Source organism: Cutibacterium namnetense (genome assembly GCF_001642025.1).
GTDB lineage: Bacteria > Actinomycetota > Actinomycetes > Propionibacteriales > Propionibacteriaceae > Cutibacterium > Cutibacterium namnetense.
Genome location: NZ_LWHO01000013.1, coordinates 1 through 24898, shown reverse-complemented (window position 1 = coordinate 24898; position 24898 = coordinate 1). Strand labels below are relative to the sequence as shown.

Here is a 24898-nt window from a genome sequence, read left to right as displayed (position 1 = left end):
ACGCAAGAGACTGCGGCGCTCCCGCCAAGCCACGGCGGGGACGCCATTACTGACGCCGGTTAGACTTTGGTGTCCGAACCTGGTAGGAGGGTTGATGACGCGAGTCGTCCAGAAATTCGGTGGGTCCTCAGTGGCCGACGCCGCCTCAATTAAGCGTGTGGCGCGCCGTATCGCCGCTACGAAGCAGGCGGGAAACGACATTGTCGTCGTCATCTCGGCTATGGGTGACACCACTGACGACCTGATGGACCTCGCCCAGGAGGTCTCCCCACAGCCCGCTCCGCGAGAACTTGACATGCTCTTGACGACGGGCGAGCGACAGTCCGCCGCCCTGCTCGCGATGGCCCTGTCTGACGTGGGTATTCCGGCACGCTCTTACACGGGTTCCCAGGCTGGGGTTATTACGACCGCAGCCCATGGCAATGCTCGCATTATCGACATTACTCCCGGGCGGATCGAGAAGTCTTTGGAGGCCGGAGACCTCGTCATTGTCGCGGGATTCCAGGGAGTCTCTCAAACGACGAAGGACGTCACCACCCTGGGCCGGGGAGCGTCTGACACCACTGCGGTCGCCCTGGCTAGTTCGTTGGGTGCTGATTGTTGCGAGATCTACTCTGACGTCGACGGTGTGTTCACCGCTGATCCACGTATCGTCAAGGGCGCTCAACGTATTCCGGAGATCTCCTACGAGGAGATGCTCGAAATGGCCGCTTGCGGTGCGAAGATCCTCCATCTGCGGTGTGTCGAGTACGCCCGCCGTGAGGACGTGCCAGTGCACGTACGGTCTTCATTCTCTGACAAACCTGGCACCTGGGTTATGGACCCTGCCGACATCACGAAGGAATCTGACATGGAAGAGGCCATCATCTCCGGGGTTGCCCATGACCGCTCCGAAGCCAAGATCACCGTCGCCGGACTTCCCGACGCGGTGGGTCGAGCCGCCCAGATCTTCGAGATCATCGCCAATGCTGACATCAATATCGACATGATTGTGCAGAACGCTTCGCGGGTCATGAACGGTCGTACTGATCTCTCATTTACCCTGCCGATGAGTGACGGGCCCACGGCAGTCCGCGCCCTGACTGCCGTCAAGGATGAGCTGGGCTACGAGCAGATCCTGTACAACGACCAGATTGGCAAGGTGTCGGTGATCGGCGTGGGCATGAGGACTCATCCTGGGGTTACGTCGACGTTTTTCCGTGCTCTGGCCGACTCCGGCATCAACCTGCAGATGATCTCGACTTCCGAGATTCGCATTTCGGTGGTTGTGGACGCCGATCAGGTTGACGAGGCCGTTCGTGTTGCTCACACCGCTTTCGGTCTTGATGCCGAGGGTGAGGCGGTCGTCTACGCCGGGACCGGCCGTTGAGGAGACCATGCTTGATTCCTACGATGACGATGTCTACGACCTCCTCCGCCTCCCGGAGACGGCGCCACCAGTTGACGTCTACGACAGCCTCGACATTGACGCCGTCACCTTCGGCGTCAATATTTCTCGTCATAGGCTGACGCGACTTGGCCGTGACGAGGACTTCGATCGCACCCGGGTCATCCCCAGGATCGACACTGCCGCTCCATCGACGCCGGCTGACTTCGGTGACTCTGCTGAGGGGTCGTTGCGTCGCGCCAGTATCGTCATGGCTGCCGGCACGATGGTGTCGAGGATTCTGGGATTCGTCCGTACCTACCTGCTGACCGTCATCGCGGCTGGCACCTCACTATCTCTCGACGCTTTCCAGGCCGCCAACACCCTGCCGAACGTGGTGTTCATTCTCCTCAGCGCCGGAGTACTGAACGCGATCCTCATCCCGCAGATCACCAAAGCCATGAAGCAGCCCGACGGTGGTCAGGAGTTCGTCGATCGATTGCTGACGGTGTCGTTCGCGTCAGTCCTCGTCGTCACCGTGGTAGCGACGCTGGCTTCGCCATGGCTTTTGGACCTCTATTTCTCGTCGGGTGGGGCGACTCGTCACCTCACCGTTTTCTTCGGGTTCATCTGCATGCCGCAGATCTTCTTCTACGGCCTCTACGCGATCCTCGGCCAGGTACTCAACGCCCGCAACCAATTTGCCTCCTTCATGTGGAGCCCCGTGCTGGCGAATGTCATTCAGATTGCCGGTCTGGTGTGGTTCCTGGCGCAATTCGGCGCCCACCCCGACCCTGCTACCTGGACCCCTCAGATGGTGTGGGTAGTGGCCGGGACGACGACCTTGGGCATCGTCATTCAAGGGCTGTTCCTCATCATCCCGTTACATCACGGCGGGTTCCGGTGGCATCCCCGCTGGGGAATCCGCGGCTACGGTCTAGGAGCGGCCGCGCGCATCACAGTGTGGACCTTCAGCGCACTGGTTATCGCTCAGTTGGCCGGCATCATCATGAAGAAGATGCTGTCCCACGTGCGCCTGGTGCACCCGGAGGTCTCGTCGTCGATTAGTGCCTACGACAACGCCTTCCTTATCTTCATGTTGCCGCAGAGCTTCATCACTACGTCGATTCTTACGGCACTGTTCCCACGGATGAGCCGCGCCAATGCCGACGGCAACAATCCCGCCATGAAGAAGCTGCTGCGTCAGGGCTTGGAGATGCCAGCCCTAGCGGTCATCCCGTGCTCGCTGGCGATGGTTGTGCTGGCCCGCCCAGGTGTACAGACAGTGTTCTCGCTGGAACCCGGTCAGGTCGGCTCCTTGGCGCGAGCAGTGGCGATCATGGGGGTGGGCCTGCTGCCTTTCGGCATCACCACCTTGCAGCAGCGCTACTGCTTCGCCCGCGAGGATGGCAAGCTCAACCTCATCATGCAGGCGGTTACCACGGGTGCCCAGCTCATCATCTTGGTGACGATGTTCCTCTTCCCGCCTCAGCATGCTCTTGTCGTCGTGGCGGCTGCCCAGACCATTGCTTGCCTTGTCGGAGCGACGGCGTGGCTCGTGGTGGCTTCCCGCCAGCTCGGTGGTATTGGCATGGGTGAGGTTAACCGGCTATGGAGCAAACTCGCTGTGGCCTCGATCATTGCTGCGATTCCGACCTACGTCGTCGCGCACGGAATCGACGCTGCGGGACACGGTGCGTGGGTTGGTCACGCTGGCGGGACCTTCGCTGGCGGGGTGTTGTTCGTCGCCGTGTTCCTCGTCCTGGCGAAGGTGCTACGTATTGACGAGGTGTTGGACCTGTTGAGGCCTGTGCTGCGTAAAGTGGCGCGCCGAAGCTGAGATGCGACCGATCCTGAGCTAAACCGTGCAGCCGGGCTACGTGGGTCGTGCTAGCTGTGGCAGCCGAAACCACTCTGGTTGACGGCAGTGCCACGGCAGTAGACCTTGCCGGCTTCGAGCCCACCGGTATTGACGGTCAGCTCGGAGACAGTGACGAGGGTCATGCCTTTGTGGCGGAGCGCTTCGATTAGCCCGCTGGTCGCATCAGCCGTCGCCTGGTAGGTGTCGTGCAGCACGATGATCGGCTGGGTGTAAGTGGCGGCGTACTGGGTCACCGCTTTGGTGATCTTGCCGGCATCACGGTTCTGCCAGTCGTTGGAATCAGCGGCCCAGTTGATCATGGCGAGATTCTGCTTGGCCATCATGGCGTCGATCCGCTCGTTGTGCGCCCCATACGGCGGACGGAAAAGCATCGTCGGGCGTCCAGTGAGTTTACTTAAGGCGTTGACGGCATCGGTGATCTCGGTCGCGCGGCCCCGGGACCCGAGCTTTGTGAGGGTTTGGTTGCTGGCCGAGTGGCTGCCGACCTCGAAACCGGAGCCGGCCAGCAATGTGGAGGTGTCGGGGTGGTTATTAACGTTGGTACCGAGCTGAAAGAAGGTCGCGGCGGCCTTCGCGTCAGTGAACCCGTCAATAACCTTCGCAGTCGTATCAGCGGGTCCGTCGTCATAGGTCAGGGCTACACAGTGTTCGACGATGCAGTCGATGCCAACTGCCGTTGAGGGGTGGACAGGTGTGCCGCTCGTCTTGGTGGCCGGGTCGCCCGGGAGGGGCTTGGTGTTCGGAGAGTCTGCTGGCTTCGGACTCGTCTTGAGTTTGGTAAACCATGTTGTATTCGCTGTCGGGGTGCCGGTGAAAGGCGTCGGGTGTAGCGACGCGCCGAGGGCCTTCTGGCCAAGCCCACTGAGCATCGGAGAGACGACCTTGGAATCGATGAGGACAGTGCGCTGAACGCTATCGATAGCTCCCGCCGGGAACCTCACAAGCAGGTCGCCCTGGGAATCAAATGACAGCGCGGGTCCGGTGCCGTAGGGGGCCTGCGGTTGTTGGAGGGCCGCCTCGGCTTTCTTGCCGTTGAGGCCATCGGTATGGGCAGATTTCACAACTTCCTGGCTGAACTTTGGCCAACCGGGCCATGAGATGAGGGCACTCGCCGACAGGGTCTGCTTCATCGTGGCGTCATACCACAGCGTCGTTGTGGACGTAGAGGATTTTTTGCCCTTCGCCACGTCGGTCTGTAACTCGACCCCAAGCAGGTCAGTTGTCGACGAGGTGAAATGGCCGGTCATTGTGACCTTCGTAGCCGAATCCCATGCGGCGCCGCGCAAGGCGCGCTCACCGACGACTTCGATGGCTTGGCTGAGGTTGCGGGCGGTGGTGACGGTCGGCACCTTGATCGAGATGTCTGACGGCTTCTGGAAGGATGTGGACGTCATCGACGCCCCTGAGACGTTATCGGCGGCCACGGAAGTGGATTTCGTGGCCGACCGGATGTCTGAAGGCGAGGCATCGGGGTTCCCGTTGTCGTGAGAGCAGGCTCCAAGTGGGAGCAGGGCAACCAAAGCGATGGCCAGGGCTCGAATCGCGCGACGCGGGGAGGCACTCACAATTCATAGACTAAGGCTCTGCTCAAACAAGGAAGGATCACAACGCCGGGGGCCTGCGACATTCTGAGAGAGTTCTTCGGATTCTCAGATGATTGGCGGTACCGGCGCACATTCTGCCACTAGTGGGAGGCGGCGGTGGCCATCAGCGCAGATCGGTTAGGAGGGAAAGATGAGAGTACCGATGAAGATTGCTGAGACGAAGCAGCAGCACGCCGCCAACGGGACGAACCGCTTAAGGAACCCAGCACCGAACGCCCCACCTTCCATAGCCATAAGCTTCACGTCGATGACCGGCCCGATCGCCAGGAAGGCCAGCTGGGCGGTGGGGGAGAAACTCGTCAAGGAAACGGCCATGAAGGCGTCGGCTTCCGAACACAGGGCCACGATGACGGCCAGCAGGCTCAGTACTGCTGCCTCTAGTAACACGTTGGTCGTCAAAGCCTGCATCCAGGCGGTCGGGACACAAACCTTGACGGTGGCAGCGATCGCCGCGCCAATGACGAGGAAGCCGCAGGACTGGATGAAATCGTGAGTCAGTTCGCTGCGGAACGTCTCGGCCATCGCGGACATGGTGCGCGGCTGATGGTCATGCAATCCGCAGGTCTCCTCGCAGGCAGATCCCGGGGATCCATCATCAACCCCACGGAGAGGACTCCCTAGCCAGATCCATCCCAAGCCAATACCGATGGCAGCCAATAATCCAGTTATGAACCGCGCTACAGCTATTCGAGGATTGACGGTGTAAGCAATTGCGGTGGCTGTGATAACGACCGGATTGATGGCCGGGGAAGCCACCATGAAGGTGAGAGCCGCGGCTGTCGGTACGCCAGCCCGGACTAAAGACCTGGTGGTGGGCACCGAGGCGCACTCGCAGGCGGGAAGAGCAATGCCGGCAAGCCCCGCAACCGTTACGGCGAGAGCGGTGTGACGCGGCAGGAAGCGGGCCAGAGTCTGCGGTTTGAGGAAGGCCGTCAGGGCCGATGAGATGATCGTTCCCAGCAGCAGAAAAGGTACGGCCTGTAGCCAGATACCGATGAAGATCACGAGCCAGGCATTGATCTGGGGTGGTAGCTCGCTCATATGTACGGGTTCTCCGGTACCGGGATCTTGTCGATGCGTTCCACCTTGAAGCGAGTGTCGCCGTTGGGGGAACTGGGCAGGTAGGTGCCCGTGATGCGGATCCACGAACCATTGGTGGGACGAGACGGAGCCCCCACCATTGTTGTCATGAAAGGCAGCGCATCGGCCACGCAGCACCACATCTTGAGCCGGGCCAGCACCCAGGCATGATTCGGGTCCTCTGGAGCGGCACTGACGAAGCCGGTCATCGTCAGCTTTCTGCCTCTCAGAGTGGCGATGCCGTGTGGATCGTCGGCCCGTTGCACGTAGTCGTAGATGGTGAGTTCGGCTGGATCGCCTTTGAGGGCAGGCCACTGGGCTGGTGGTGGGCCCATCGGCCCGTTGCGGTCAGATCCGATGTTGTCGCCGCCGTTGTCATATCCGCCGACGGTTTTTCCGGTCTTGGGGTCGATAGCTACCGGGGGCACCGACTTAGGGGCCTCCGGTAAACCGTCATTCCACGAGTTTGAATGAGCCGGAGATGGCGACGCTCCCCGCACCGCGGGACGGTAACTCGCCGCTCCGCGCAGGGTTAGTGGCTCGAGCGGGACGAACAATCCCAGGGCGACGGGGGCGACGATAAGTAGTCCGATCCGGGTGCGATGATGCCCCACGGCATTCGGGTGACGAACCGCACGGGCCAAGGTCCATAGGCCCATGGCCGTCAGGATCGGACACGCAATCCACAGCAGGGTCGTGATGACGGTGCCGACGAACAGGTGCACGCGGCCGCTGAGTAGTAGGTGGAACCCAAGTGCAGCACAGGCCAGCAGAGCGAGGCCTTCCACAGCCGTGCGCGCCCCCGGTCGGACCCTCATCCTTTGCAGTTGTAGCCGCTTTGGGCCTTGACCGTTCCATTGCAGTAAGCGTGACCGGCCTGGTAGCCCCCGCTGTTGAGGGACATCTCACTGACACTGACGATGGTCTTACCTTTGGCTTCGAGGTCCTGGTAGATCCGTGGGGCGGCGTCGATTGATGCCTTCTGGATGTCGTGTTCCAGGATAAAGGGAGCGGTATAGGGCAGAGCCGTCATGACGTTCTTGTACGTCATCTCAGGATTGCGGTTCTTCCAGTCTTCGCTGTCAATCTGCCACTGAATGATTGCCATGCCATTGTCTTTGGCGACCTCGTCAACGGTGCTGTTATGAGCGCCGTAGGGCGGACGGAACAACAGCGGAGTGGCCCCGGTGAAATTCTTAATGAGCTGTGAGTTGTGCTCCAACTCATGACGGATGCGGTCCGGCGTCTTGGCAGGAAGATTGGGGTGGGTGACCGTGTGGTTACCGATCTCCATGCCGGCGGCCGCCACCTTCCGCGCCGTATTCGGGAAGGCCATGATGCTGTTGCCCATCTCGAAGAAGGTGATCGACAACTTGAACTTCTTGATGGTGTTGAGAAGTTGTGGGGTCATGGCGCTGGGGCCATCGTCATAGGTGACGGCGACGCAGTGCAGCACCCGACAGTCCGGGCCGACGGCCGTTGACGGGCGGCCAGCCGATTCCTTGGCTTTGAGGGATGCATCTGCGGGCTGGGAGGTGGTTCCTGTGAACTTGCCGGGGTTCGTTGAGGCCTTTTGGGCCTGAATGCCGAAGTCGCTGAGCATTCCGGTCGCTTTGTCGCTGGGGACGACGAGGGTGACGGGCTTGTCGGCGACGACCCCCGAGGCAAAGCTGGCTAAGAGGTTACCGTTGCGATCAAAGCCCAGGGCGGGGCCGTTACCATATGGGGCCGATTTCGCCTTGGCGGCCGCGGCAATTTTTTCACCGTCGAGGGATTGATCTTTGCCAGCATCCTGCAGTGCCGTCGTTAAGTTGGCCCATTCATCGGGTTTGACGAGGGCGGGGGAGGAGTACGACTGCTGTGCTGCGGTCGAGTACCAGACGGTGGCCGGAATCGTTTGTACCTTGCCATTGATGGTGGTCTGGTTGGTGATTAGTACGCCCAAGGCCGCGTCGTTGGAGGCAATGATCTGGGAAGTGACGTTGACATTGCTCGCGTTGCGCTGCCAGGAGTCGCGTAGCATGCGGCCCTTGACGACCTCCACGGCGGTGCTGAGGTCCCGCGCTTTCGCGAAGCGCGGGAAGGTGGCCTTCACCTTCTCGGGGCCGGCGTTAAAGGTGATGTCTGTTGCCCCGGCCTGAGTGGCTGGAATGTTCGCCAAGGTGGCGTTCGGTGCGCCAGAGCTCGAGGAGCCACCAGACGGGCCGGGACTTTTCGCGCTGTCATGGGAAGAGCAAGAGGTTAACGCTAGGCAGGCCGTGAGTGCGACGGCTGCGACCCGGGAAGGAAGGTCGGGCTTCGACAACATGAAGGAGACCTTACCTCGTATGTTCGGCTCACCGAAAAGATAGTGAGCGAATCGTGGCGACGATGCTCAAGCTATGCGGCGATGCCGCTGTGATAGTGATTTGTCACCCATATAGCGGCGGTATAACAACAGTGGTTGGGCCGGCAAGTGTGCCGACCCAACCACTGCTAAGACACCACGAGGTGGTGCTCACTTATTGTGTGCGTTGACCCAGTTGATGATCGCGTCGTCGACCTGGTCCTTGACGGGTTCGTTGATGGTCTCGTGCATCAGACCCTGCCACTCGATGATCTTCTTGTCCTTGGAGCCAATGGCATTGTACCAGTTGACGTCGAAGTACGAGGGGACGATGCCGTCGTTCGCGCCGTGCATGATGAGGGTCGGCTCGGTGAAGGATGGGGCGTTAAAGGTGTTGTACACCTGTGCGACGCCCATCTGCTTGACCATGCCGAGGCTCATGTACTTGTTATTGAGGGGGTCCTTCTTGTAGTCGTCGATGACGGCCTGATCCGTGCAGACACCGTTGGCCAGCGGGTTCTTGAACTGGATGAAGGCCTCGGCAGCAGTCGAAGGCAGGTGGATGGCCTTGGGATGGCGCACCGCCTGGGTCAGCAGGACGCCGTTGAAGCTGGTGAGCTTATCCATCGGCAGGAGCTGGCTGATCGTAGGCGAAGCGTTCTTCTCGGCGTCCGTGAGGTCGTGCGCGGTGACCTTTTTCGGTCCTTCGGTGTCGGGGCCCCAGGGGTTGACGGCGATGCCACCACCGTTGCTCACGATGCCGGCAACGGTTCCCGGGTACTTGGCGCCGTAGGACTGGACGGCGAAGCTACCCATGGAGTGCCCGAACAGGAAGACCTTTTTGCCGGCGTTCTCCGAGTGGGCGATCTGCACAAACTGGTGCACGTCGTTGACAAGGTTGCTCCAGTCGTCGATGTTGCCACGCGGGATGGCGTTATCGACGTATGGGCTGGCGCTACGGCCATGTCCACGGTGGTCGAAGCGGTAAGTGGAGTAGCCGGCCTCATTGAGTCGCTTGGCAAGGTAGTCATAGCGGCCGGAATGCTCGGCTGCGCCGTGAACGATGACGACGGCCCCTTTAGCGTTGGGGACGATGTTCTTACGGAAGAAGAGCTTGGTGCCCCACTGATCAGTGCTGGTGGTGTATCCGGTGATGAGCTTCGACTGGGTGGTGGCGGTAACCGGGGCTGGAGCCTTATCAGCCGCCATCGCCGGAACCGTGGCCATGGAAGCCCCAGTAACGACCAAGGTGCCCGCAATGGCCACTGCGCTCAGCTTTTTAGTGAAGGTCATGTCCACGCTCCTTTGCATGTGATGTTCGTGCCTTAATGACCGTGGACTCGAGATTAAATGAGAGAAGGGTCACCTGGTGTCCGGACGGTGATTTCGCATACCAATCTGGTTGGATGTGCGAATTCACCGACGCGTTGTGCACATGCGTGCTGTGGCCATAGCGGTGGAGCGGGGTGTGATGAGGGGCTGCGGGAAACCCGCAGCCCCGTACCATGCCGGGCAACATGAGTCACATGGTTGCTCGGTTATGGCCTCGTGATGGGTATGAGCGAAGCTCAGCGAACCTGGCTGGAGGGAACCCAGGCGGCAGTCTGGAGCTCACCGAGGTGGCTGACATGCTGGGTCTTCGGGGGAAGGCCGGGCACGTTGATGGTGAAGCACACCTTGGCGGCCTTGAGGTTCTTGACGATGTCCTGAGCGAGCGGCTTGAGATCACCGATGCCGGAGGTGTCACCGAAGGCCTTGAGGGCATTGTCGGCAATGATCTTGACGATCTTGGTCACGAGGGCGCCCGGGTTGGTCAGCAGGGACGGATCCTTGAGGACGGTGCTGACGATCTCCTTGGCGGAGTTGACGGCCACGGCCTTGGACTTGGCGGTGCCGTCCTGGACGAGGATCTTGGCGATCTTGAGCTCGATCTGGTGACGCTCCTGGGCGTTGTTCTTGAGGCAGTCGAAGTCGATGTGGATCGGCAGCTTCGAGGTGTCGACGCCCGGCTTGGTGGGAGTAGGAGCGGGAGAGATAGGAGCAGGGGCGGGGGAAATCGGGGCAGGAGTGGCAGCGTGGGCCGGGACGGCCATGAGGGCGGTGCCAGTTGCGAGAGCGGCCGCTGCTCCGGCAGCGACGAGGCGGTTCTTGATCATGAGGTGTCCTCCTTGTAATGGGGTCGGCACCTGGTGGGGTGCTCGCGCCGGGTTTGTCCGGCTGACACCAACAAGGTAGGAATCAGAGTTCTCGCGGGTCCACTTCGCAGCAGGGTTATTGAACTTTTGTCTGCTGACGGCGACCTAATGGTCATCGTGGTGTACGGAGAGTCTGGTCGGGAGGTCGTTGTGACGCGCTTAAAATCCGATGAGTACAGTTTTGGGTGCGCTCACGTCTGACGATATACGAGAGTAGCAAAAAGCCTCGAACCTGAAACTCGATTCGAGGCTCTTCGCTTTGTTGTGCGCGAGAGAGGAGTTGAACCTCCACGTCCCAAGGGACACTGGCACCTGAAGCCAGCGCGTCTGCCATTCCGCCACTCGCGCATCGGGCTCGTCTAACAAACCCAGCCCGGATACGGTAGCACGGAGATGACATCGAAGTGAAATCGAGGGTTTCCGTTCACTGCGCGACGCTGCGGTCGGTACGGCCATCCGTCAAGTGGCTACCGAGTAGTCTTTGTCTGTGCTGTCTTTCCTCGCTGCGGCCTTCGCCCTCGGTATCGCCGGCTTTGATCCGCTGGGATCCGTGGTGCTGTTGGCGGCGCTTGCGCTTGGGGTCAAGCGGCGCGGAGTCGTCACTGTTCTCGTCACCTCGGTAGGGGTCTCGGCCGTGTTTGGAATTGCCGGGGTGCTTGGCCTGGGGGCCTTGCTCGCCCGGTTGGGTATCCATGGTTTTCACGTCCCCCACATGGTGTGGGTGTGCTTGGTGGCCATCCTTGGTGCAGCGTTTATTGCTTGGGCGGTGTGGCGAGTACGTCCGGGGGCGGAAACGAACGATTTCCAGGATGATACTTCTGCCGCGCCGCGTTCGACGGCACCAGGGGCCCTGGCCGTCAGCGGTCTTCTCGTAGGACTATCGTCCCTCATCGATCCGGCGTTCTGGGCGATGCTTGTGCATGCTGCCCATCTTCCGCATCGCAGCTGGGCGGTCGTCGAATCGCTAATCTGGGTCGCCTGTAGTCATAGTCTGCTGATCGTGCTGGTAATCGCGTATCTCATTGGCGGACCAGATCGCGTCGCCAGCATGGTGATGAGCGTTCGACAAGACCACGCAGTGGCGGTCCATCGCGGTATTTCAGCTCTCCTTGCCGGCTTTGGTGCTCTTCTGCTGGCCGATGTCATCGGCGTCGTGACCACAGGGTACTGGTTCTTTGAGATCTAACCTTTCAGCGCCAACGGCGGCGCTGACGACGCCGACGGGCACCTAGCAGCCAACCCACTACGAGTCCAAGAACACCGGCAGCAATAGCCACCCCGATCTGAAGCGGTCCCCAGTCGCGAGTCGTCACCGTGACCGTCGATCCATGAGGCAGGGGAGTTCCCTTTGCCTCAGCGGCACCGATGGCGTTAATTCGTTGAGCAATGCGGTCCAACGACCCTTCCATGACTGTGCGGGTGTAGCCCAGGTGAATCGGACGGCCCCGATTGAGTTCGTCCTGCCAGGTCGACTGCAAGGTGAGGATGCCGGTGAGTGCCGGTGCGGTATCGCAGACCGGGTCACCCTTCAGACACACCGAATACGTTTCTGGGTACGCCTCTGCTGGAATTGCAGCTCCTGCCTTCGACATGTCGGCATCGAGGGCGTTCTGGTTGATGGAGTTTTGGCTCAGACTGAGTGTGGCCTGGATGATGGCCCGCATCTGGGCATCACGATTGGCACCCGGAGTGGCATGTGCACGCTCACGCAAGTAGTAAAGAATGGCGGACATACCAATTGCTGACTGCTCGGCGTCTCCGCTGACCTCCTGGACATTCTGGCCGGGGTAATGGTCGGGGTTTCCGGCCAGGATGGCGCCTGCCAGACGCTGTGGGGTGTCGGTCTGGGCGAGGGCCTGCGTGATGGCTTGCGATCCTTGGGAAAAACCAGCGAGAACTACCCATTCTGCAGGGCACTGCTTCTTCTCGGCGTTAAGCAAAGCGGTGAGTTTTTTGGCTCCCAGGGCTGCTGAGTCGAAGTACTTAGTGGATGGCATCTGCGCATCGAAAAGTAGATCGCTCATGGATGCATCCTGCAGGGTGTGGGGGTCTGCGGCTGGATAGTCCAGATACACCTGACGAACGGTTCCTTTGCCCCGCCACTTTTGGGCTAGGGCATCACGGATTGACGTAATCGTGTTGCCGTAAGGAGGGGTCTCTCCTGACCCCCGCACGCCTACAAACATGACCGAGGCGCAGTCCATTCTCGAGGCCATGTCAGAGGATACCGGGGCGGAATCCCAGCCCATACCCGCTGCGGGGGTCACCTCAGCCGATGGCTGTGGGGTCGGGGTCTCGCTGGCGTACGCGGTGCTGGTGGTTGTCGGAGTGGGGCTTGGCGGTGCAGCGCTGGCGGAAAGGGGCAACGAGACCAGACCGAACAGGACAAGGACAATGAGAAGTGCCTGCCGAAGCTTCACAGCATCAGTCAAGCAGGTGCCGCAGACATCCGCGGCGCCTGCTTGTCGATGCGGGATGACTCAGGACTGCTGGAACGTTCCGGTGATCGATGCGCAGTCCAGCTCGGTGGTGTGGATGGCAAAGCGCACCTGGACGTTTGCGGCGTCGTCGGGGATGTCGAGGTGCTCACTGGGTATGGCATGGACAGTGTGGATGTAACGGTGGGCGGGGCCGGGAGGAGGACAGGCGCCGGAGTAGCCGTCCTCCTGGTAATCGTTGGTCCACTCGCGCACCCCGGCGGGCAGCGGGCCGCCTTCCTCAAGGGAGGTGACGTTGGTCGGGATATCGGCGAGAATCCAGTGCCAGAAACCTGATCCAGTGGGGGCGTCAGGGTCGTAGATGGTGATTGCGTACGACTTGGTACCCGCCGGGCCGGGCGTCCAACTGAGCTGCGGGCTGACGTTCTTGCCGCCCGCATCGGCATGGGCGTACGTCAGCTCGATGGGCTGCCCCTCGGTGATGGATGTGCTGGTGATCTCCATAGGTCGTGTCCTTTCCGTGTGTCCATGATGCCAGCCGTCGTCATAAGGATGGACAACCGGTTCGCAAAGCCTGGTTCTGCGCTGTTTTGTGGCAACTTGGGGGGTTGCGTGCAGGATTGGCCCCTCAGGGCGTATATCCTTCATCTTGTGCTGGTTCTCATCGCCGGCTACCAGATGTAGGGGCTAACCCTTCGGGTGTCAGTGATGGGAGGTAAGAGGGAATCCGGTGGAAAGCCGGAACTGCCCCGCAGCGGTGACAGGGAACGACGGCGACACCACGCACTGGCCATCCGGCTGGGAAGCGTCGCTCGGTAGGAACCCGTTTGATGACGGAGGGCCCTGAAGTCCGAATACCTGCCAGTACCCGGGTCGGTGAACCCGGTACGACAACGGGCGCGCGGGATGACCCGGGGCTATCCATGCTCCACTCGTGCGCTGCTTCGAGGAGTGAGCATGTCGACGATCGTTCAGCCAAACGACCAGACCACTAGCCAGCAACGTGCAGTACCGCTGACCATTCACAAACGTGACGGCAGAGTAATCCGCTTCGACTCGACGAAGATCGTCGAGGCTGTTCGTAGGGCATTCGTGGCATGCGGGATTGACGACGCTGAACTGCGTGCGTCTGAAGTTGCCCTCGAGGTGATGTCGCGACTGAGCGAGATGGGCGAGGAGATCCCCGACGTTGAGGCTATCCAGGACCTCGTCGAGAAGGCCCTCATGAATCAGGGGTATGACGATGTCGCCAAGGCGTACATCTTGTACCGGCAGCGTCGTACCGTCGCCCGTGATCAGCAGTCGGCATTGATGCGCACCTTGCGCGAGATCACTTTCGCCTCCGCAGAGGAAGCCGACGCCAAGCGGGAGAATGCCAACGTTGATGGCAACTCTGCTATGGGGTCAATGCTGCGCTATGGCACCGAGTCGGCCAAGCAGTTCAATCTGCTGGAGGTACTTGACCCTGCCCACGCCGCAGCCCACCGAGACGGTGACATCCATATCCACGATCTCGACTTCCTTACCCTGACAACCACCTGCTGCCAGATCAACCTCACCAACCTGTTTGAGCACGGGTTCTCCACCGGCCACGGCGTGCTGCGCGCCCCGCAGTCCATTGGGTCTTATGCGGCCCTGGCCTGCATCGCCATCCAGTCCAATCAGAATGACCAGCACGGTGGTCAGGCGGTGCCGAACTTCGATCGGGATATGGCCCCGGGCGTCGCCAAAACCTTCAGGCGCGCCGCCCAGACAGGTCTGGCAAGGCTCTTCGAAGTTCTTGGCGGTGACGAGGACAAGGTCGACGAGGTGCGGCAAGCAGCGTCTGAATGGACGTTGGAACCTGGCGAGGATGGTCTGGCCGTCGAGCGTGAGCAGGTCGGGCGACTCTTTGCTGGACTCGTCGACGACACCGACCGTCTTGCCCAGCGGATTCGTCGTCAGGCTGTCGAGGAGACCCGACGCCAGACTTACCAGGCGATGGAGGCCCTCATCGCTAACCTCAACACTATGAACTCGCGGGCCGGAGCACAGACCCCGTTTTCGTCGATCAATTACGGCACTGATACCAGCCCGGAAGCACGGATGGCGATGCGCTGCCTGTTAGAGGCCACTGAAGCCGGCTTGGGTGGGGGAGAAACCGCGATCTTCCCGATCCAGATCTTCCGGGTACAGAAGGGGGTCAACCTCAACCCGGGCGATCCCAATCACGACCTGTTCCGGTTGGCGTGCCGGGTGAGCGCCAAGCGGCTTTTCCCGAACTTCTCCTTCCAGGATGCCCCCTTTAACGCCGAGTACTATCAGCCCGGCCACCCCGAGACGGAAATCGCCTACATGGGATGCCGTACTCGCGTGATGTCGAACGTGCACGATCCGTCCCGGGCCCAGACCTGGGGGCGCGGGAACCTGTCGTTCACGTCAATCAACCTGCCCAGATTGGCCATCGAAGCCCATCACGACGTCGATGCTTTCTTCGCTTCTTACGACCGGATGATTGATCTGGTTATTGACCAGCTCCTTGAGCGCCTCAAGATCCAATCTCACAAGTTGGTGCGCAATTTCCCCTTCCTCATGGGCCAAGGGGTATGGATCGATTCCGAGAAACTGCGTGCCGATGATTCCGTCGCCGAGGTGCTTAAACACGGGACTCTGTCGGTGGGGTTCATCGGGCTGGCCGAGACGCTTACGGCGTTGATCGGTGCCCACCACGGTGAATCAGAAGAAGCGCAACAGCTTGGCTTGCGGATCGTCGGCCACCTGCGGGAACGCATGGACGAGGCGGCCGAGCGCACTGGCTTGAACTTCTCTGCCCTGGCCACCCCGGCCGAGGGGCTGTCGGGGCGGTTCGTCCGAATGGATCGGCAGCGCTACGGGTCCATCCCCGGCGTCACTGATCGCGACTACTACACGAACAGCTTCCATGTGCCGGTCTGGTACCACATTGGCGCCGCCGAGAAGATCGCCATCGAGGCGCCCTACCACGCCTTCACCAATGGCGGCCACATCTCCTACGTCGAGTTGTCGGGGGACCCGGCACGCAACGTCGACGCCTTCGAGGCGATCGTGCGTCACATGGCTGCCAGTGGAATTGGGTACGGGTCGATCAACCATCCTGTCGACCGCGATCCACAGTGTGGCTACACAGGAATCATCGACGACGAGTGCCCGAAGTGTGGCCGTGGTGAGGAGTCCGGGCCCTTCGACCGGATCCGTCGTATCACCGGGTACCTTGTTGGCGGACTGGACCGCTTTAACGACGCGAAACGCGCCGAGGTGCGTGATCGCGTCAAGCACGGATGAGGATCGCCGGAATCGAATCGGAGTCGATCGTTGACGGCCCCGGAATCCGCTTCACGGTCTTTGCCCAAGGATGCCCGCTGCAGTGTCCTGGGTGCCAGAACCCCGGCACCTGGGACCCCTGCGGGGGGCGCCACGTCGACGTCGAGGAGATCATCGACGCCATGAGATCGTCGGTGCTGGCTTCGGGGCTGACACTGTCCGGGGGCGAAGCGAGCCGCCAACCTGCTGACTGCGCACGATTAGCCAGGGCTGCCCGCGACCTTAAATGGGATGTCTGGGCGTGGTCCGGATACACCGTCGAAGCGTTGCTAAGGCAAGCGCGTTGTGATGCCGAATTGGCCGACATGCTGGGCCAAATTGACGTCTTGGTTGACGGCCCTTTCCAGCTGGCCCACCGCACCCTCACCGTGCCGTGGCGGGGTAGCAGTAACCAGCGGTTGATCGACATGCCTGCCACCCTGCGGGCCGGACACGCGGTGGAATGGGTGGATAGAACGGGCAGCGTGCGGTGACCTGGGAACGTCAGTCTTGTCGAGTGAAAGCTCTGGTACGCAGCACCAGGTCATCGGCGTCGTCACACTCGTCAAGGTCAACGGTCGCGGTGATTGACCAGTCGTGGTTGCCGGCTGGGTCGTCGATAATCTGACGAACTAGCCAGATCCGGCGGTCGCGTCGTCCCGACTCGTTTTCGATCATGAAGAGCCCCGGGGCGCGGGCGTCAGACCCGTCGTTGATCTCGTCGTGCTCGTCCCAGTAGTCGCCGAGAGTGTCCTCCCAAGCGGTGGTCGTCATGGCTGAGCCCTCGGGCTCGAGAGCTCCCAAGGCTTCGAAGTCGTCGTCGGCAGCCAGGATGACCTTGCGGAACATCGCATTGCGCACCATGACGGTGAAGGCTCGCTGATTGGAGGTGAAGGTGCGCACCGGGCGGACCTCCTCGGCTTCCTCGTCGAGGGGATGGGTAAGTTCCTCCCACTCGTCAATGAGGGAGGAATCGGTGGAGCGGACAACCTCGCCGAGCCACGAGATGACGTCACTGAGTTCGTCGGTGCGCTCGGATTCGGGCACTGTCTGGCGCAGCGCCCGGTAGGCGTCAGTGAGATAGCGCAGCACGAGCCCCTCGCTGCGTTGCACCTTGTAGTGTGCGCAGAACTCGCCAAAAGTCATGGCGCGTTCGTACATGTCACGCACCACGGACTTGGGTTGCAGAGCGTCGGCGCAGACCCATGGGTGGCTCGGGGCGAAGATGTCGAACAGGGCGTTCAGGGTGTCCTCGAGGGGGCGGGGCCACTCAATCTCCTCGACGGCGGCCATGCGATCTTCGTAGTCGTAGCCGTCTTCCTTCATCCGCGCGATGGCCTCGCCGCGAGCGGCGTGCTGTTGAGCGATGAGGACGGTCATCGGGTTGTCGAGGGTAGCTTCGATGACACTGACGACATCAAGAGCGTGGCTAGGGGAATCCGGGTCGAGGGTCGCGACGGCTTCGCTGGCGAAGGCCGAAAGCGGCTGGTTGAGGGCGAAGTCGTCCTGCAGCGCCTCGTTCATGGCAAATCGGCGTCCCCCGGGGGTGGGTTCGTCGAGGCGATGGACGACCTCGGAGCGCAGCAGGGACAGCCCGATCTGCACGGCTCGGCGGTAGAGACGGCGCCGCTCGGCGACGACCGGGGTGCAAGCATCGATGAGGTGCTGGACGGCCCGCGCGGTGTCTTCGTCACGTTGCAGCAGGTTGAGCAGCATCGCCTCGGTGATTTTCATGCGGGCATGGAGGGTCTCCGGGGTTGATTCGATGAGCTTAGTGAAGGTTTCCTCGGAGTAGTTGACGAATCCCTCTGGTGGCTTGTGGCGCTGTACCTTGCGGCGCTTCTTGGGGTCGTCACCGGCTTTGGCAAGGGCCTTCTGATTGGCGATGACGTGCTCGGGTGCCTGCGCGACGACGTAGCCGACGGTGTCGAATCCGGCGCGTCCAGCTCGCCCAGCGATTTGGTGGAACTCGCGGGACTTGAGGACGCGGGTGCGTCGGCCGTCAAACTTTGTCAGGGATGTGAACATGACGGTTCGGATCGGCACATTGATCCCGACGCCGAGGGTGTCGGTGCCGCAGATGACTTTGAGTTTGCCCTGCTGGGCGAGAGTCTCGACGAGGCGGCGGTATTTTGGCAGCATCCCAGCATGGTGGACGCCGATCCCGGCGGTGATGAACTTGCGCACCGTCGATCCGAACCCTTTGGCGAAATGGAAATCGGCGATTTCGGCGGCGATGGCGTGACGTTCCTCGGTGCTTACCAGTTTCATCGACGTCATGGACTGGGCGCGTTCCACGGCCTGCTTTTGGGAAGGGTGGACGATGTAAACCGGCGCCTTCTGCTCGGCTACGAGTTCCTCGATGGCCTCGTGGTCGGGCTTCATGGACCACGAGTATTCCAGCGGAACGGGCCGGACCACCCCGGTAATGACGCTGGTGGGGCGCCCGGTGGCGGTCGTCAGGCTGGCGGAGAGGTCGGAGACGTCACCGAGGGTGGCACTCATAATGATTTGTTGAGCCTGAGGAAGCTCAGACAGTGGCACTTGCCAGGCCCAGCCGCGGTCGGGGTCGCCGATGAAATGGAACTCATCCATGACGATCTGGTCGACCATGGCGTGATGGCCCTCGCGCAGAGCGATGTTGGCGAGGATTTCGGCGGTGCAGCAGATGATGGGGGCGTCGGCGTTGACCGAGGCATCCCCGGTGACCATACCGACGTTGGCGGCTCCGAAGACCTCGCACAAGCTAAAGAACTTCTCGCTGACGAGCGCTTTGATAGGCGCGGTGTAGTAGGAGCGTCCGCCGGCTGCAACGCACGCGAAGTGGGCGGCGGTGGCGATGAGGGACTTCCCAGATCCGGTCGGGGTAGTGACGATGACGTGGTTTCCCGACAGGATTTCCAGTATCGCCTCTTCCTGGTGTTCATACATCGAGATGGAGTCGGCGGCGACGGCGCGTTCGATGTGGTCTAGTGCCATGTCGGCGTCGAGGGGACGAGCCCCGGGGGAGTCCCAGCCCGGTTGACGCTCCCCACGGTCGGTGGTGACGGGGGCGCGACCGTCGACTATGTCGTCAAGGGCCTCAGCCAGTCGCACGGTGTCTCCTTGGGGTTGGACGGTTCAAGAGGGACTGCGCCTAATGTAGTGGGGACCTCCGACGAGTTTGGCGGTGCAAATGCGCACTGCGGGCCCCAAGGCGATCGGGACCCGCAGTGCGTTGAACGATGGATTGCGTCTAGGCCGCTGAATCAGCGAGCAGTGGGGGTACGAGTTTCAGCGCTGATGAACCACGCCTGCTGCTCCAGCTGCTGGATGAACCCGTGCAGGATGTCAGCGGAGGTGGGGTCCTCATCGTCAATCTGATCATGGACCTCACGCATAGTGCCGGTCACAGCCTCGATCGAGGCAGTGATGACCTTGATGGCGTCGTGGGTCAGCACTTCACCGTGTGGGGATTCGGGCAGAGTGTTGTTGGCGGCCACCACTGCGGGGCGACCGTCCGGGGAGGCGTGTAGGGCGCGCATACGCTCAGCGACCTCATCGGCACCCTCACGGGCAATCCCGACGACCTCGTCGAGGTTGAGGTGGAGGTCACGGAAGTTGGGGCCGACGATATTCCAGTGGGCATGCTTGCCGACTAGCTCCAACGCGATGAAGTCAACGAGAACCTTTTGAAGGTTCGCGGCGAGGGTTTCGGAGGCTTTGAAACCGGACTCGGCATTCTCAAGCTTGGTAGTGGTCTGTCCAGCAGGATTCGGAACATTCACGGTGTTAGCCATGGGACATCTCCTTCGTTCGTGGTGGCCAAGCGCCGGCCACCGGCGTACATACAGGGCAACACGGGCCGGGCTTGTGTTATTCCATCCCAGGTACGAAAAATGTGGGTGGTCGAGTGTTGGGCGCTCTTTGTGTCGGCTAGGTGCCCGCATCGGGCATGATGTGACCTATGAGCGCAGAGGTTGACGATTCTGGCCGCATTGACGATCGACTGTCTTTCCCCGACGAAGTGGTGGCGTCGAAGATTATCGCGGTACTTCCTGACGTTCCCGCCGCTAATCTCATGGCCCCTGTTGAGGCGATGATTCAGGAGAAGGTGCGCGTTTTCACCCTCCCAGTTGCCGATGCTGAGCGTCGTCGTGCCGTGCTCAAGATTTACCGCCGTCGCGCCGTCATTGGTGTCCACGGCGTGATGACTGTCGAAGACGTCCAGGGGCTCGCTGACGACAAGATCGCTTTCGCCCTCCCGGTGGCCGCAAGCCGTGAGGTTCTCGATGCGCTGCGTCAGGCTGGTATCCCCGCCGCCCCCGATGCGTTGACCCCTAGTGAGGTACGGGCTGCCTGGGGTGCTGGTGCTGACGCCGTCCAAGTTGCCCCGGCCGACATGGGTTCGGCTAGCTACGGCGATATTCTCACCCGGATGGCTCCCGGGGCTGCCCTCATTCCGCGCGGTGGCGTCGGCTCCTATGCGCTGCGACGCTGGCTGGCCGCAGGTGCCCTTGCCGTCTGTCTTGACGACGTCCTCGTCGGGGATGCTTGTGACGACGGTATCGTCTCAGCCCTGCGTGAGCGTTGCCGTTCGGTTTTGCAGGTTGTTGCCGATGCAGACGCCTGATCGCGCCTGAATTTGATCGTTTCTAGGATTGTGCGTCGCCCGTTGGCATCTTTAGCGCCGGTTCGGGCTATCCCAGTCGTCGAAGAGGGAGTTGCCGTCCCCCTCGTTACCGGAGCGGTCGCTGCCGCCGCGCCGACGGGTCAAAGAGCCGAGGAGGGCACCAAGTAGCAGAACCCCAATGACTCCCGCGAGGGTGAGAACCGGCTTGCGCCCGCCGAAGGCTTCCAGGACGCTGCGCTGCGCTATTGGAACGGGACTGGACGATGTCTGAGGGATCCGGCCGTCTGGGGATTCCCCACTGGCATTAGTGGCGGCCGGGGTGTTGGTGCTGGGTGACGGAGTCGGGGTGGGAGTCACGCTGGTTGGTGTCGGGGAGGGGGTAGGTGTTGGAGTAGGAGCCGGGCTGGGACTTGGGCTGGCCGGTTTTACCTGCACCGTTACCGTCCGTTGCGAGACTCCATACCGAGAATCGACCAGCTTGACCGTTACCGTGAGGGGGCCGTTTGGGGCGTCCAGCGGCACCTGGAACGCGGCTTGATAATTGCCCTGGGAGTCGGTGGGGGTTGTTAGTGCCGCCTGGCCGTCCGTGCCGAGCAGAATCGCCACTTGCCTGTCGGCGACCCGCCGGTGAATGGGAAGGGTTACTGTTCCGCTGACGTTGAGTAATGCTCCCGGGGTGGCGGTCGTCGGGTTCACGGCTGCGGTGAGGACAGTCGGCTGGGCGGCGATTGAGAAGGTGCCGTTTGTTGAGGCTGCCCCGACCCCCTCGGCGCCGTCGAAGGTGGCGGACAACTCGTGGGCACCAGCGTGCATAGCGGGAAATAACCGGAAAGTGCCAGACCACGCCCCGTTGTCGTGTGTCACGCCGACGGCAAGGGGCTTTCCGTCTACCGTCAGGTTGATGAGGGCCCTTGAAACCGGTTGCTTGGTTTGGGTTCGCAATGCCCCTTTGACCTGCACGGTGCCCGACGGGCTGAGGGACGCGCTCATCGTCAGGTCGCCAGGAGGCGGGGCTCCTGGGGGCGCAGCATGGGCCACCGAAACCGACCGAGGCGTGGGCGTAGGGCACACCGGCGGGGTCAGGATCGACGTCGAGATGACGAGAACCGACGTCAGGGCCAGAGCCCGGCGATACTTCACGCTCACGCGTCCTCCTTTGGTCGATCGCGAACATGATAGGCGAAGCGGCTCGATGGCTGACGACACGAGTGTCGCCCTATCTCCTAGGCTTGGGGTCATGCAGACTCCCATCGACGCTACGTCCACCCCCGCATGGGGCACACTCTCCGGCCTGAAGTCCCGCTTCGTTGACGGGCCGCATAAGCTGCGCCGTTTGTTCGACGCCGACCCTCACCGCGCTGAGCGCTACACCCTTGACGTCGCGGACTTGCACGTCGATTTGTCGAAGAACCTCCTTACCGACGAGATTCGTGACGCTCTACTCGAACTGGCTGCGCAAACTCGCGTCACCGAGCGCCGTGACGCGATGTACGCCGGTGAGCACATCAACGTCACCGAGGACCGCGCCGTCCTCCATACCGCGCTGCGTCGCCCCCGCACTGACGAGCTGCATGTTGACGGGCAGGACGCCGTTGCTGAGGTTCACGAGGTGCTCGACAAGATTTACGCCTTTGCAGACAAGGTGCGTTCGGGTGAGTGGAAGGGAGCCACCGGCAAGCCGATTCGCACTGTCGTCAATGTGGGTATTGGTGGCTCCGATCTGGGCCCCGTGATGGCCTACGAGGCCCTCAAGCCTTACGTCCAGGACGGTCTGGAGTGCCGCTTCATCTCCAACATTGACCCGACCGACGCCGCCGTCAAGACTGCTGATCTTGATCCCGAGACGACCCTGGTCATTATTGCTTCCAAGACCTTCACCACTCTGGAGACCCTGACGAACGCCCGGTGCGTGCGTGCGTGGCTGCTTGACGGTCTGGTCGGCGCCGGTGCGATTGCCGACACCGAGCAGGCTCGACGTGACGCCGTCGCCAAGCACTTCGTCGCCGTCTCGACGGCCCTGGACAAGGTTGAGGAGTTCGGCATCGACCCAGTGAACGCTTTCGGGTTCTGGAGCTGGGTGGGCGGACGGTACTCGGTAGATTCCGCCGTCGGTACTTCGCTTGCCGTCGCGATCGGGCCGAAGGGTTTCGAGGACTTCCTGGCCGGATTTCACGCCGTCGACGAGCACTTCGCCACCGTCGAGCCAGAGCGCAATGTGCCGTTGCTTATGGGCCTGCTCAACGTCTGGTACACCAATTTCTGGGATGCCCATTCCCATGCGGTGCTTCCGTATTCACAGTACTTGCACCGATTCCCGGCTTATTTGCAGCAGCTGACTATGGAGTCGAATGGTAAGTCGGTGCGCTGGGACGGCTCGGCAGTGACCACCGGCACCGGTGAGATTTTCTGGGGTGAGCCGGGCACTAACGGTCAGCACGCATTCTATCAGCTCATCCACCAGGGGACTCGCGTCATTCCGGCAGATTTCATCGCGGTGGCCAACCCGGCCCATCCGACCAAGGATGGCGAGACTGACGTCCACGAGTTGTTCCTGAGTAACTTTTTCGCCCAGACGGCCGCCCTGGCTTTCGGTAAGACCGCCGACGAGGTGCGCGCCGAGGGCACGGACGAGGCCATTGTGCCGGCTCGGGTCTTTGCCGGCGACCGCCCGACGACGTCGATCATGGCTCCCGAGCTATCCCCGAAGGTGCTTGGTGAGCTTATTGCCCTCTATGAGCACATCACTTTTGTGCAGGGTGCCGTCTGGGGTATCGACTCCTTCGACCAGTGGGGTGTCGAGTTGGGTAAAAAGCTCGCGCTACAGATCGCTCCCGCGGTGAGTGGAGACGACAAGGCCCTGGAATCTCAGGATTCGTCAACGGCGTCCCTGGTGACGTGGTATCGCGAGCATCGTCGGTGATCGTAGTTGGGGTGGTGTTTGACGGCAGCGATGCCGGCAAGCACCACGCCCAGGGATTGAAAAACTGTACTTTCATAGGTCGTGAAGATTTCTTCCGGGCTATGGTCATGATGCAATGTTCTATCTCCCTGCAATGAAGAAGTAACGATTGGTATCTAGTAAGTCATGGATTATCTCGATATTGATCGTCATGCTTAGGTCGGGGAATATAAGGTGTTGAGTGTGAAGATTCGACACCCAGCTCGTGCCGTGATTGCATCGTCGTGCTTTGTCGCTCTCGTCGCGCTGCTGGGGCCGTGGGCGCTGACTGGAGTGTTGTCCCATGGCCGGGTCTACGACGTTGATTCCGTCCCCCCTCACGATGTCACCATCGTCTTCGGGGCGCAGGTACTGCCGTCGGGTCAACCGTCGGCGTATTTGAGGGCGCGCCTTGACGTTGCGGCCGCGCTGTATTCTTCTGGCCGGACTAAAGTCATCCTTGTCTCAGGAGATAACCGGACACGCTACTATGACGAGCCCGGGGCTATGAAGAAATACCTGGTACGTGTTAAAGGTATTCCGGCATCTAAGATCGTGCCAGATCGAGCCGGATTTGACACCTACGACACGTGTGTGCGGGCCCGTCGTATTTTTGGCGTTCACTCGGCCATCCTCGTCACGCAGGAGTATCACGAGCTGCGGGCGCTGGCAACGTGCCGGATGACCGGGCTTGACGCTGTCGGCGTCCCCGATCGCGGGCAACCTCGCGACGACGTGTGGTGGTATGGCTTGGGGAGAGAATTCGGGTCTCGGCTCAAAATGATCTGGGATGTCGTCAGTCGCCGCGAACCGACTCTGGGAGGAACCGACGACGGGGTCCGCGAAGCCCTCAACTCACGATGAGTCAGGGATAGTTTGTCGGCCGTTGCGACAAGAAAAATGTGCTGGACCGAGGTGGAGGGAAACTGCCATCGCGGTCAGGCCCGTTCCCGATAGCTCTTCGGCTACGGCGAGGCACTGAGGCGACGTCGGATGGCACCCTGATTGGGGGGTGTCGTGGTGGTGGGGTAGTGGGGTACTGTGGTGGTGTTGACAGTGTGGTTGATGGTTCGCGCAGGAGCGTTGGTGCTGGTCTGTATCTGGTGTGAAGTGTCAACGTGGCCCTAGTGTGTAGTAGG

General features: G+C 61.4%; 20 protein-coding genes, 1 tRNA gene and 1 riboswitch. Of the genes, 9 read left to right on the top strand and 12 right to left on the bottom strand.

The genetic code is table 11. The annotated features are described in order from the left end of the window. Positions 1 to 94: 94 nt before the first annotated feature. Both A5483_RS10175 and murJ read left to right on the top strand, forming a co-directional pair. Positions 95 to 1369, top strand: a complete 1275-nt coding sequence (locus tag A5483_RS10175) for an aspartate kinase (RefSeq protein ID WP_002549166.1) — start codon at positions 95 to 97, stop codon at positions 1367 to 1369. Next, on the top strand, positions 1326 to 3206 hold the full coding sequence (gene murJ / locus A5483_RS10170) for a murein biosynthesis integral membrane protein MurJ (protein ID WP_063811762.1): 1881 nt from the start codon (positions 1326 to 1328) through the stop codon (positions 3204 to 3206). The genes A5483_RS10175 and murJ overlap by 44 nt, the downstream gene beginning before the upstream one ends. Before the next feature lie 50 nt (positions 3207 to 3256). Here the strand turns inward: murJ and A5483_RS10165 are convergent, their stop codons facing one another. Next, a complete protein-coding gene (locus A5483_RS10165) occupies positions 3257 to 4642 on the bottom strand; it encodes a polysaccharide deacetylase family protein (protein WP_338152046.1) in 1386 nt (461 codons plus the stop codon). On the opposite strand from A5483_RS10165, the gene A5483_RS10160 reads away from it, so the two are divergent. Further along, positions 4557 to 4736 carry a hypothetical protein gene (locus A5483_RS10160; RefSeq protein ID WP_063811761.1) on the top strand — a complete coding sequence of 60 codons (180 nt, stop codon included), beginning with the start codon at positions 4557 to 4559 and terminating at the stop codon, positions 4734 to 4736. The genes A5483_RS10165 and A5483_RS10160 overlap by 86 nt on opposite strands. A 233-nt stretch (positions 4737 to 4969) precedes the next feature. On the opposite strand, the gene A5483_RS10155 is transcribed toward A5483_RS10160, so the two are convergent. The 6 genes from A5483_RS10155 to A5483_RS10130 form a co-directional block, all read right to left on the bottom strand. Beyond that, positions 4970 to 5893, bottom strand: a complete 924-nt coding sequence (locus tag A5483_RS10155) for a permease (RefSeq protein ID WP_063811760.1) — start codon at positions 5891 to 5893, stop codon at positions 4970 to 4972. Continuing rightward, complete coding sequence (locus A5483_RS10150; protein WP_063811759.1) at positions 5890 to 6750, bottom strand: TIGR03943 family putative permease subunit; 861 nt, start codon at positions 6748 to 6750, stop codon at positions 5890 to 5892. The genes A5483_RS10155 and A5483_RS10150 overlap by 4 nt, the downstream gene beginning before the upstream one ends. Next, positions 6747 to 8240: a polysaccharide deacetylase family protein gene (locus A5483_RS10145; protein ID WP_063811758.1), complete on the bottom strand. Its 1494-nt coding sequence runs from the start codon at positions 8238 to 8240 to the stop codon at positions 6747 to 6749. The genes A5483_RS10150 and A5483_RS10145 overlap by 4 nt, the downstream gene beginning before the upstream one ends. Before the next feature lie 189 nt (positions 8241 to 8429). Further along, positions 8430 to 9551 (bottom strand): alpha/beta hydrolase, encoded by a 1122-nt coding sequence (locus A5483_RS10140; RefSeq protein ID WP_002549135.1) that lies wholly within the window; start codon positions 9549 to 9551, stop codon positions 8430 to 8432. A 275-nt stretch (positions 9552 to 9826) separates the two neighbouring features. Then, positions 9827 to 10414, bottom strand: coding sequence for a hypothetical protein (locus A5483_RS10135; protein WP_002549104.1), 588 nt, complete (start codon positions 10412 to 10414; stop codon positions 9827 to 9829). 304 nt (positions 10415 to 10718) lie between these two features. Further along, positions 10719 to 10801: transfer RNA gene (locus A5483_RS10130), tRNA-Leu, on the bottom strand. A gap of 139 nt (positions 10802 to 10940) precedes the next feature. On the opposite strand from A5483_RS10130, the gene A5483_RS10125 reads away from it, so the two are divergent. Beyond that, positions 10941 to 11639 carry a hypothetical protein gene (locus A5483_RS10125; RefSeq protein WP_002549048.1) on the top strand — a complete coding sequence of 233 codons (699 nt, stop codon included), beginning with the start codon at positions 10941 to 10943 and terminating at the stop codon, positions 11637 to 11639. A 4-nt stretch (positions 11640 to 11643) separates the two neighbouring features. On the opposite strand, the gene A5483_RS10120 is transcribed toward A5483_RS10125, so the two are convergent. Next, the gene (locus A5483_RS10120; protein WP_042842800.1) at positions 11644 to 12702 is read right to left on the bottom strand and encodes a cutinase family protein; all 1059 of its coding nucleotides are present in this window, start codon (positions 12700 to 12702) and stop codon (positions 11644 to 11646) included. 231 nt (positions 12703 to 12933) lie between these two features. Continuing rightward, positions 12934 to 13395 (bottom strand): YbhB/YbcL family Raf kinase inhibitor-like protein, encoded by a 462-nt coding sequence (locus A5483_RS10115; RefSeq protein WP_002549201.1) that lies wholly within the window; start codon positions 13393 to 13395, stop codon positions 12934 to 12936. A 163-nt stretch (positions 13396 to 13558) separates the two neighbouring features. Then, positions 13559 to 13771: riboswitch (cobalamin riboswitch) on the top strand. A 77-nt stretch (positions 13772 to 13848) separates the two neighbouring features. Here A5483_RS10115 and A5483_RS10110 point away from each other — a divergent pair. Then, the gene (locus A5483_RS10110; RefSeq protein WP_063811757.1) at positions 13849 to 16191 is read left to right on the top strand and encodes an anaerobic ribonucleoside triphosphate reductase; all 2343 of its coding nucleotides are present in this window, start codon (positions 13849 to 13851) and stop codon (positions 16189 to 16191) included. Continuing rightward, positions 16188 to 16703: a 4Fe-4S single cluster domain-containing protein gene (locus A5483_RS10105; RefSeq protein ID WP_063811756.1), complete on the top strand. Its 516-nt coding sequence runs from the start codon at positions 16188 to 16190 to the stop codon at positions 16701 to 16703. The genes A5483_RS10110 and A5483_RS10105 overlap by 4 nt, the downstream gene beginning before the upstream one ends. 10 nt (positions 16704 to 16713) lie before the next feature. On the opposite strand, the gene A5483_RS10100 is transcribed toward A5483_RS10105, so the two are convergent. Both A5483_RS10100 and A5483_RS10095 read right to left on the bottom strand, forming a co-directional pair. Then, a complete protein-coding gene (locus A5483_RS10100; RefSeq protein WP_002549064.1) occupies positions 16714 to 19305 on the bottom strand; it encodes a DEAD/DEAH box helicase in 2592 nt (863 codons plus the stop codon). 152 nt (positions 19306 to 19457) lie between these two features. Further along, on the bottom strand, positions 19458 to 19988 hold the full coding sequence (locus A5483_RS10095) for a Dps family protein (RefSeq protein WP_002549143.1): 531 nt from the start codon (positions 19986 to 19988) through the stop codon (positions 19458 to 19460). Positions 19989 to 20155: 167 nt separating this feature from the next. Here A5483_RS10095 and A5483_RS10090 point away from each other — a divergent pair, with 167 nt between their 5' ends. Beyond that, positions 20156 to 20821, top strand: a complete 666-nt coding sequence (locus tag A5483_RS10090) for a bifunctional 4-hydroxy-2-oxoglutarate aldolase/2-dehydro-3-deoxy-phosphogluconate aldolase (RefSeq protein WP_002549197.1) — start codon at positions 20156 to 20158, stop codon at positions 20819 to 20821. Positions 20822 to 20872: 51 nt separating this feature from the next. Here A5483_RS10090 and A5483_RS10085 read toward each other — a convergent pair whose 3' ends face one another. Continuing rightward, the gene (locus tag A5483_RS10085) at positions 20873 to 21811 is read right to left on the bottom strand and encodes a hypothetical protein (RefSeq protein WP_042842799.1); all 939 of its coding nucleotides are present in this window, start codon (positions 21809 to 21811) and stop codon (positions 20873 to 20875) included. A 247-nt stretch (positions 21812 to 22058) separates the two neighbouring features. Here A5483_RS10085 and pgi point away from each other — a divergent pair, with 247 nt between their 5' ends. Together pgi and A5483_RS10075 are read left to right on the top strand one after the other, a co-directional pair. Next, entirely contained in the window at positions 22059 to 23741 is a 1683-nt protein-coding gene (pgi, locus tag A5483_RS10080) for a glucose-6-phosphate isomerase (protein ID WP_002549060.1), read from the top strand. A 249-nt stretch (positions 23742 to 23990) separates the two neighbouring features. After that, positions 23991 to 24623 (top strand): SanA/YdcF family protein, encoded by a 633-nt coding sequence (locus A5483_RS10075; protein WP_042842798.1) that lies wholly within the window; start codon positions 23991 to 23993, stop codon positions 24621 to 24623. Positions 24624 to 24898: the final 275 nt, after the last annotated feature.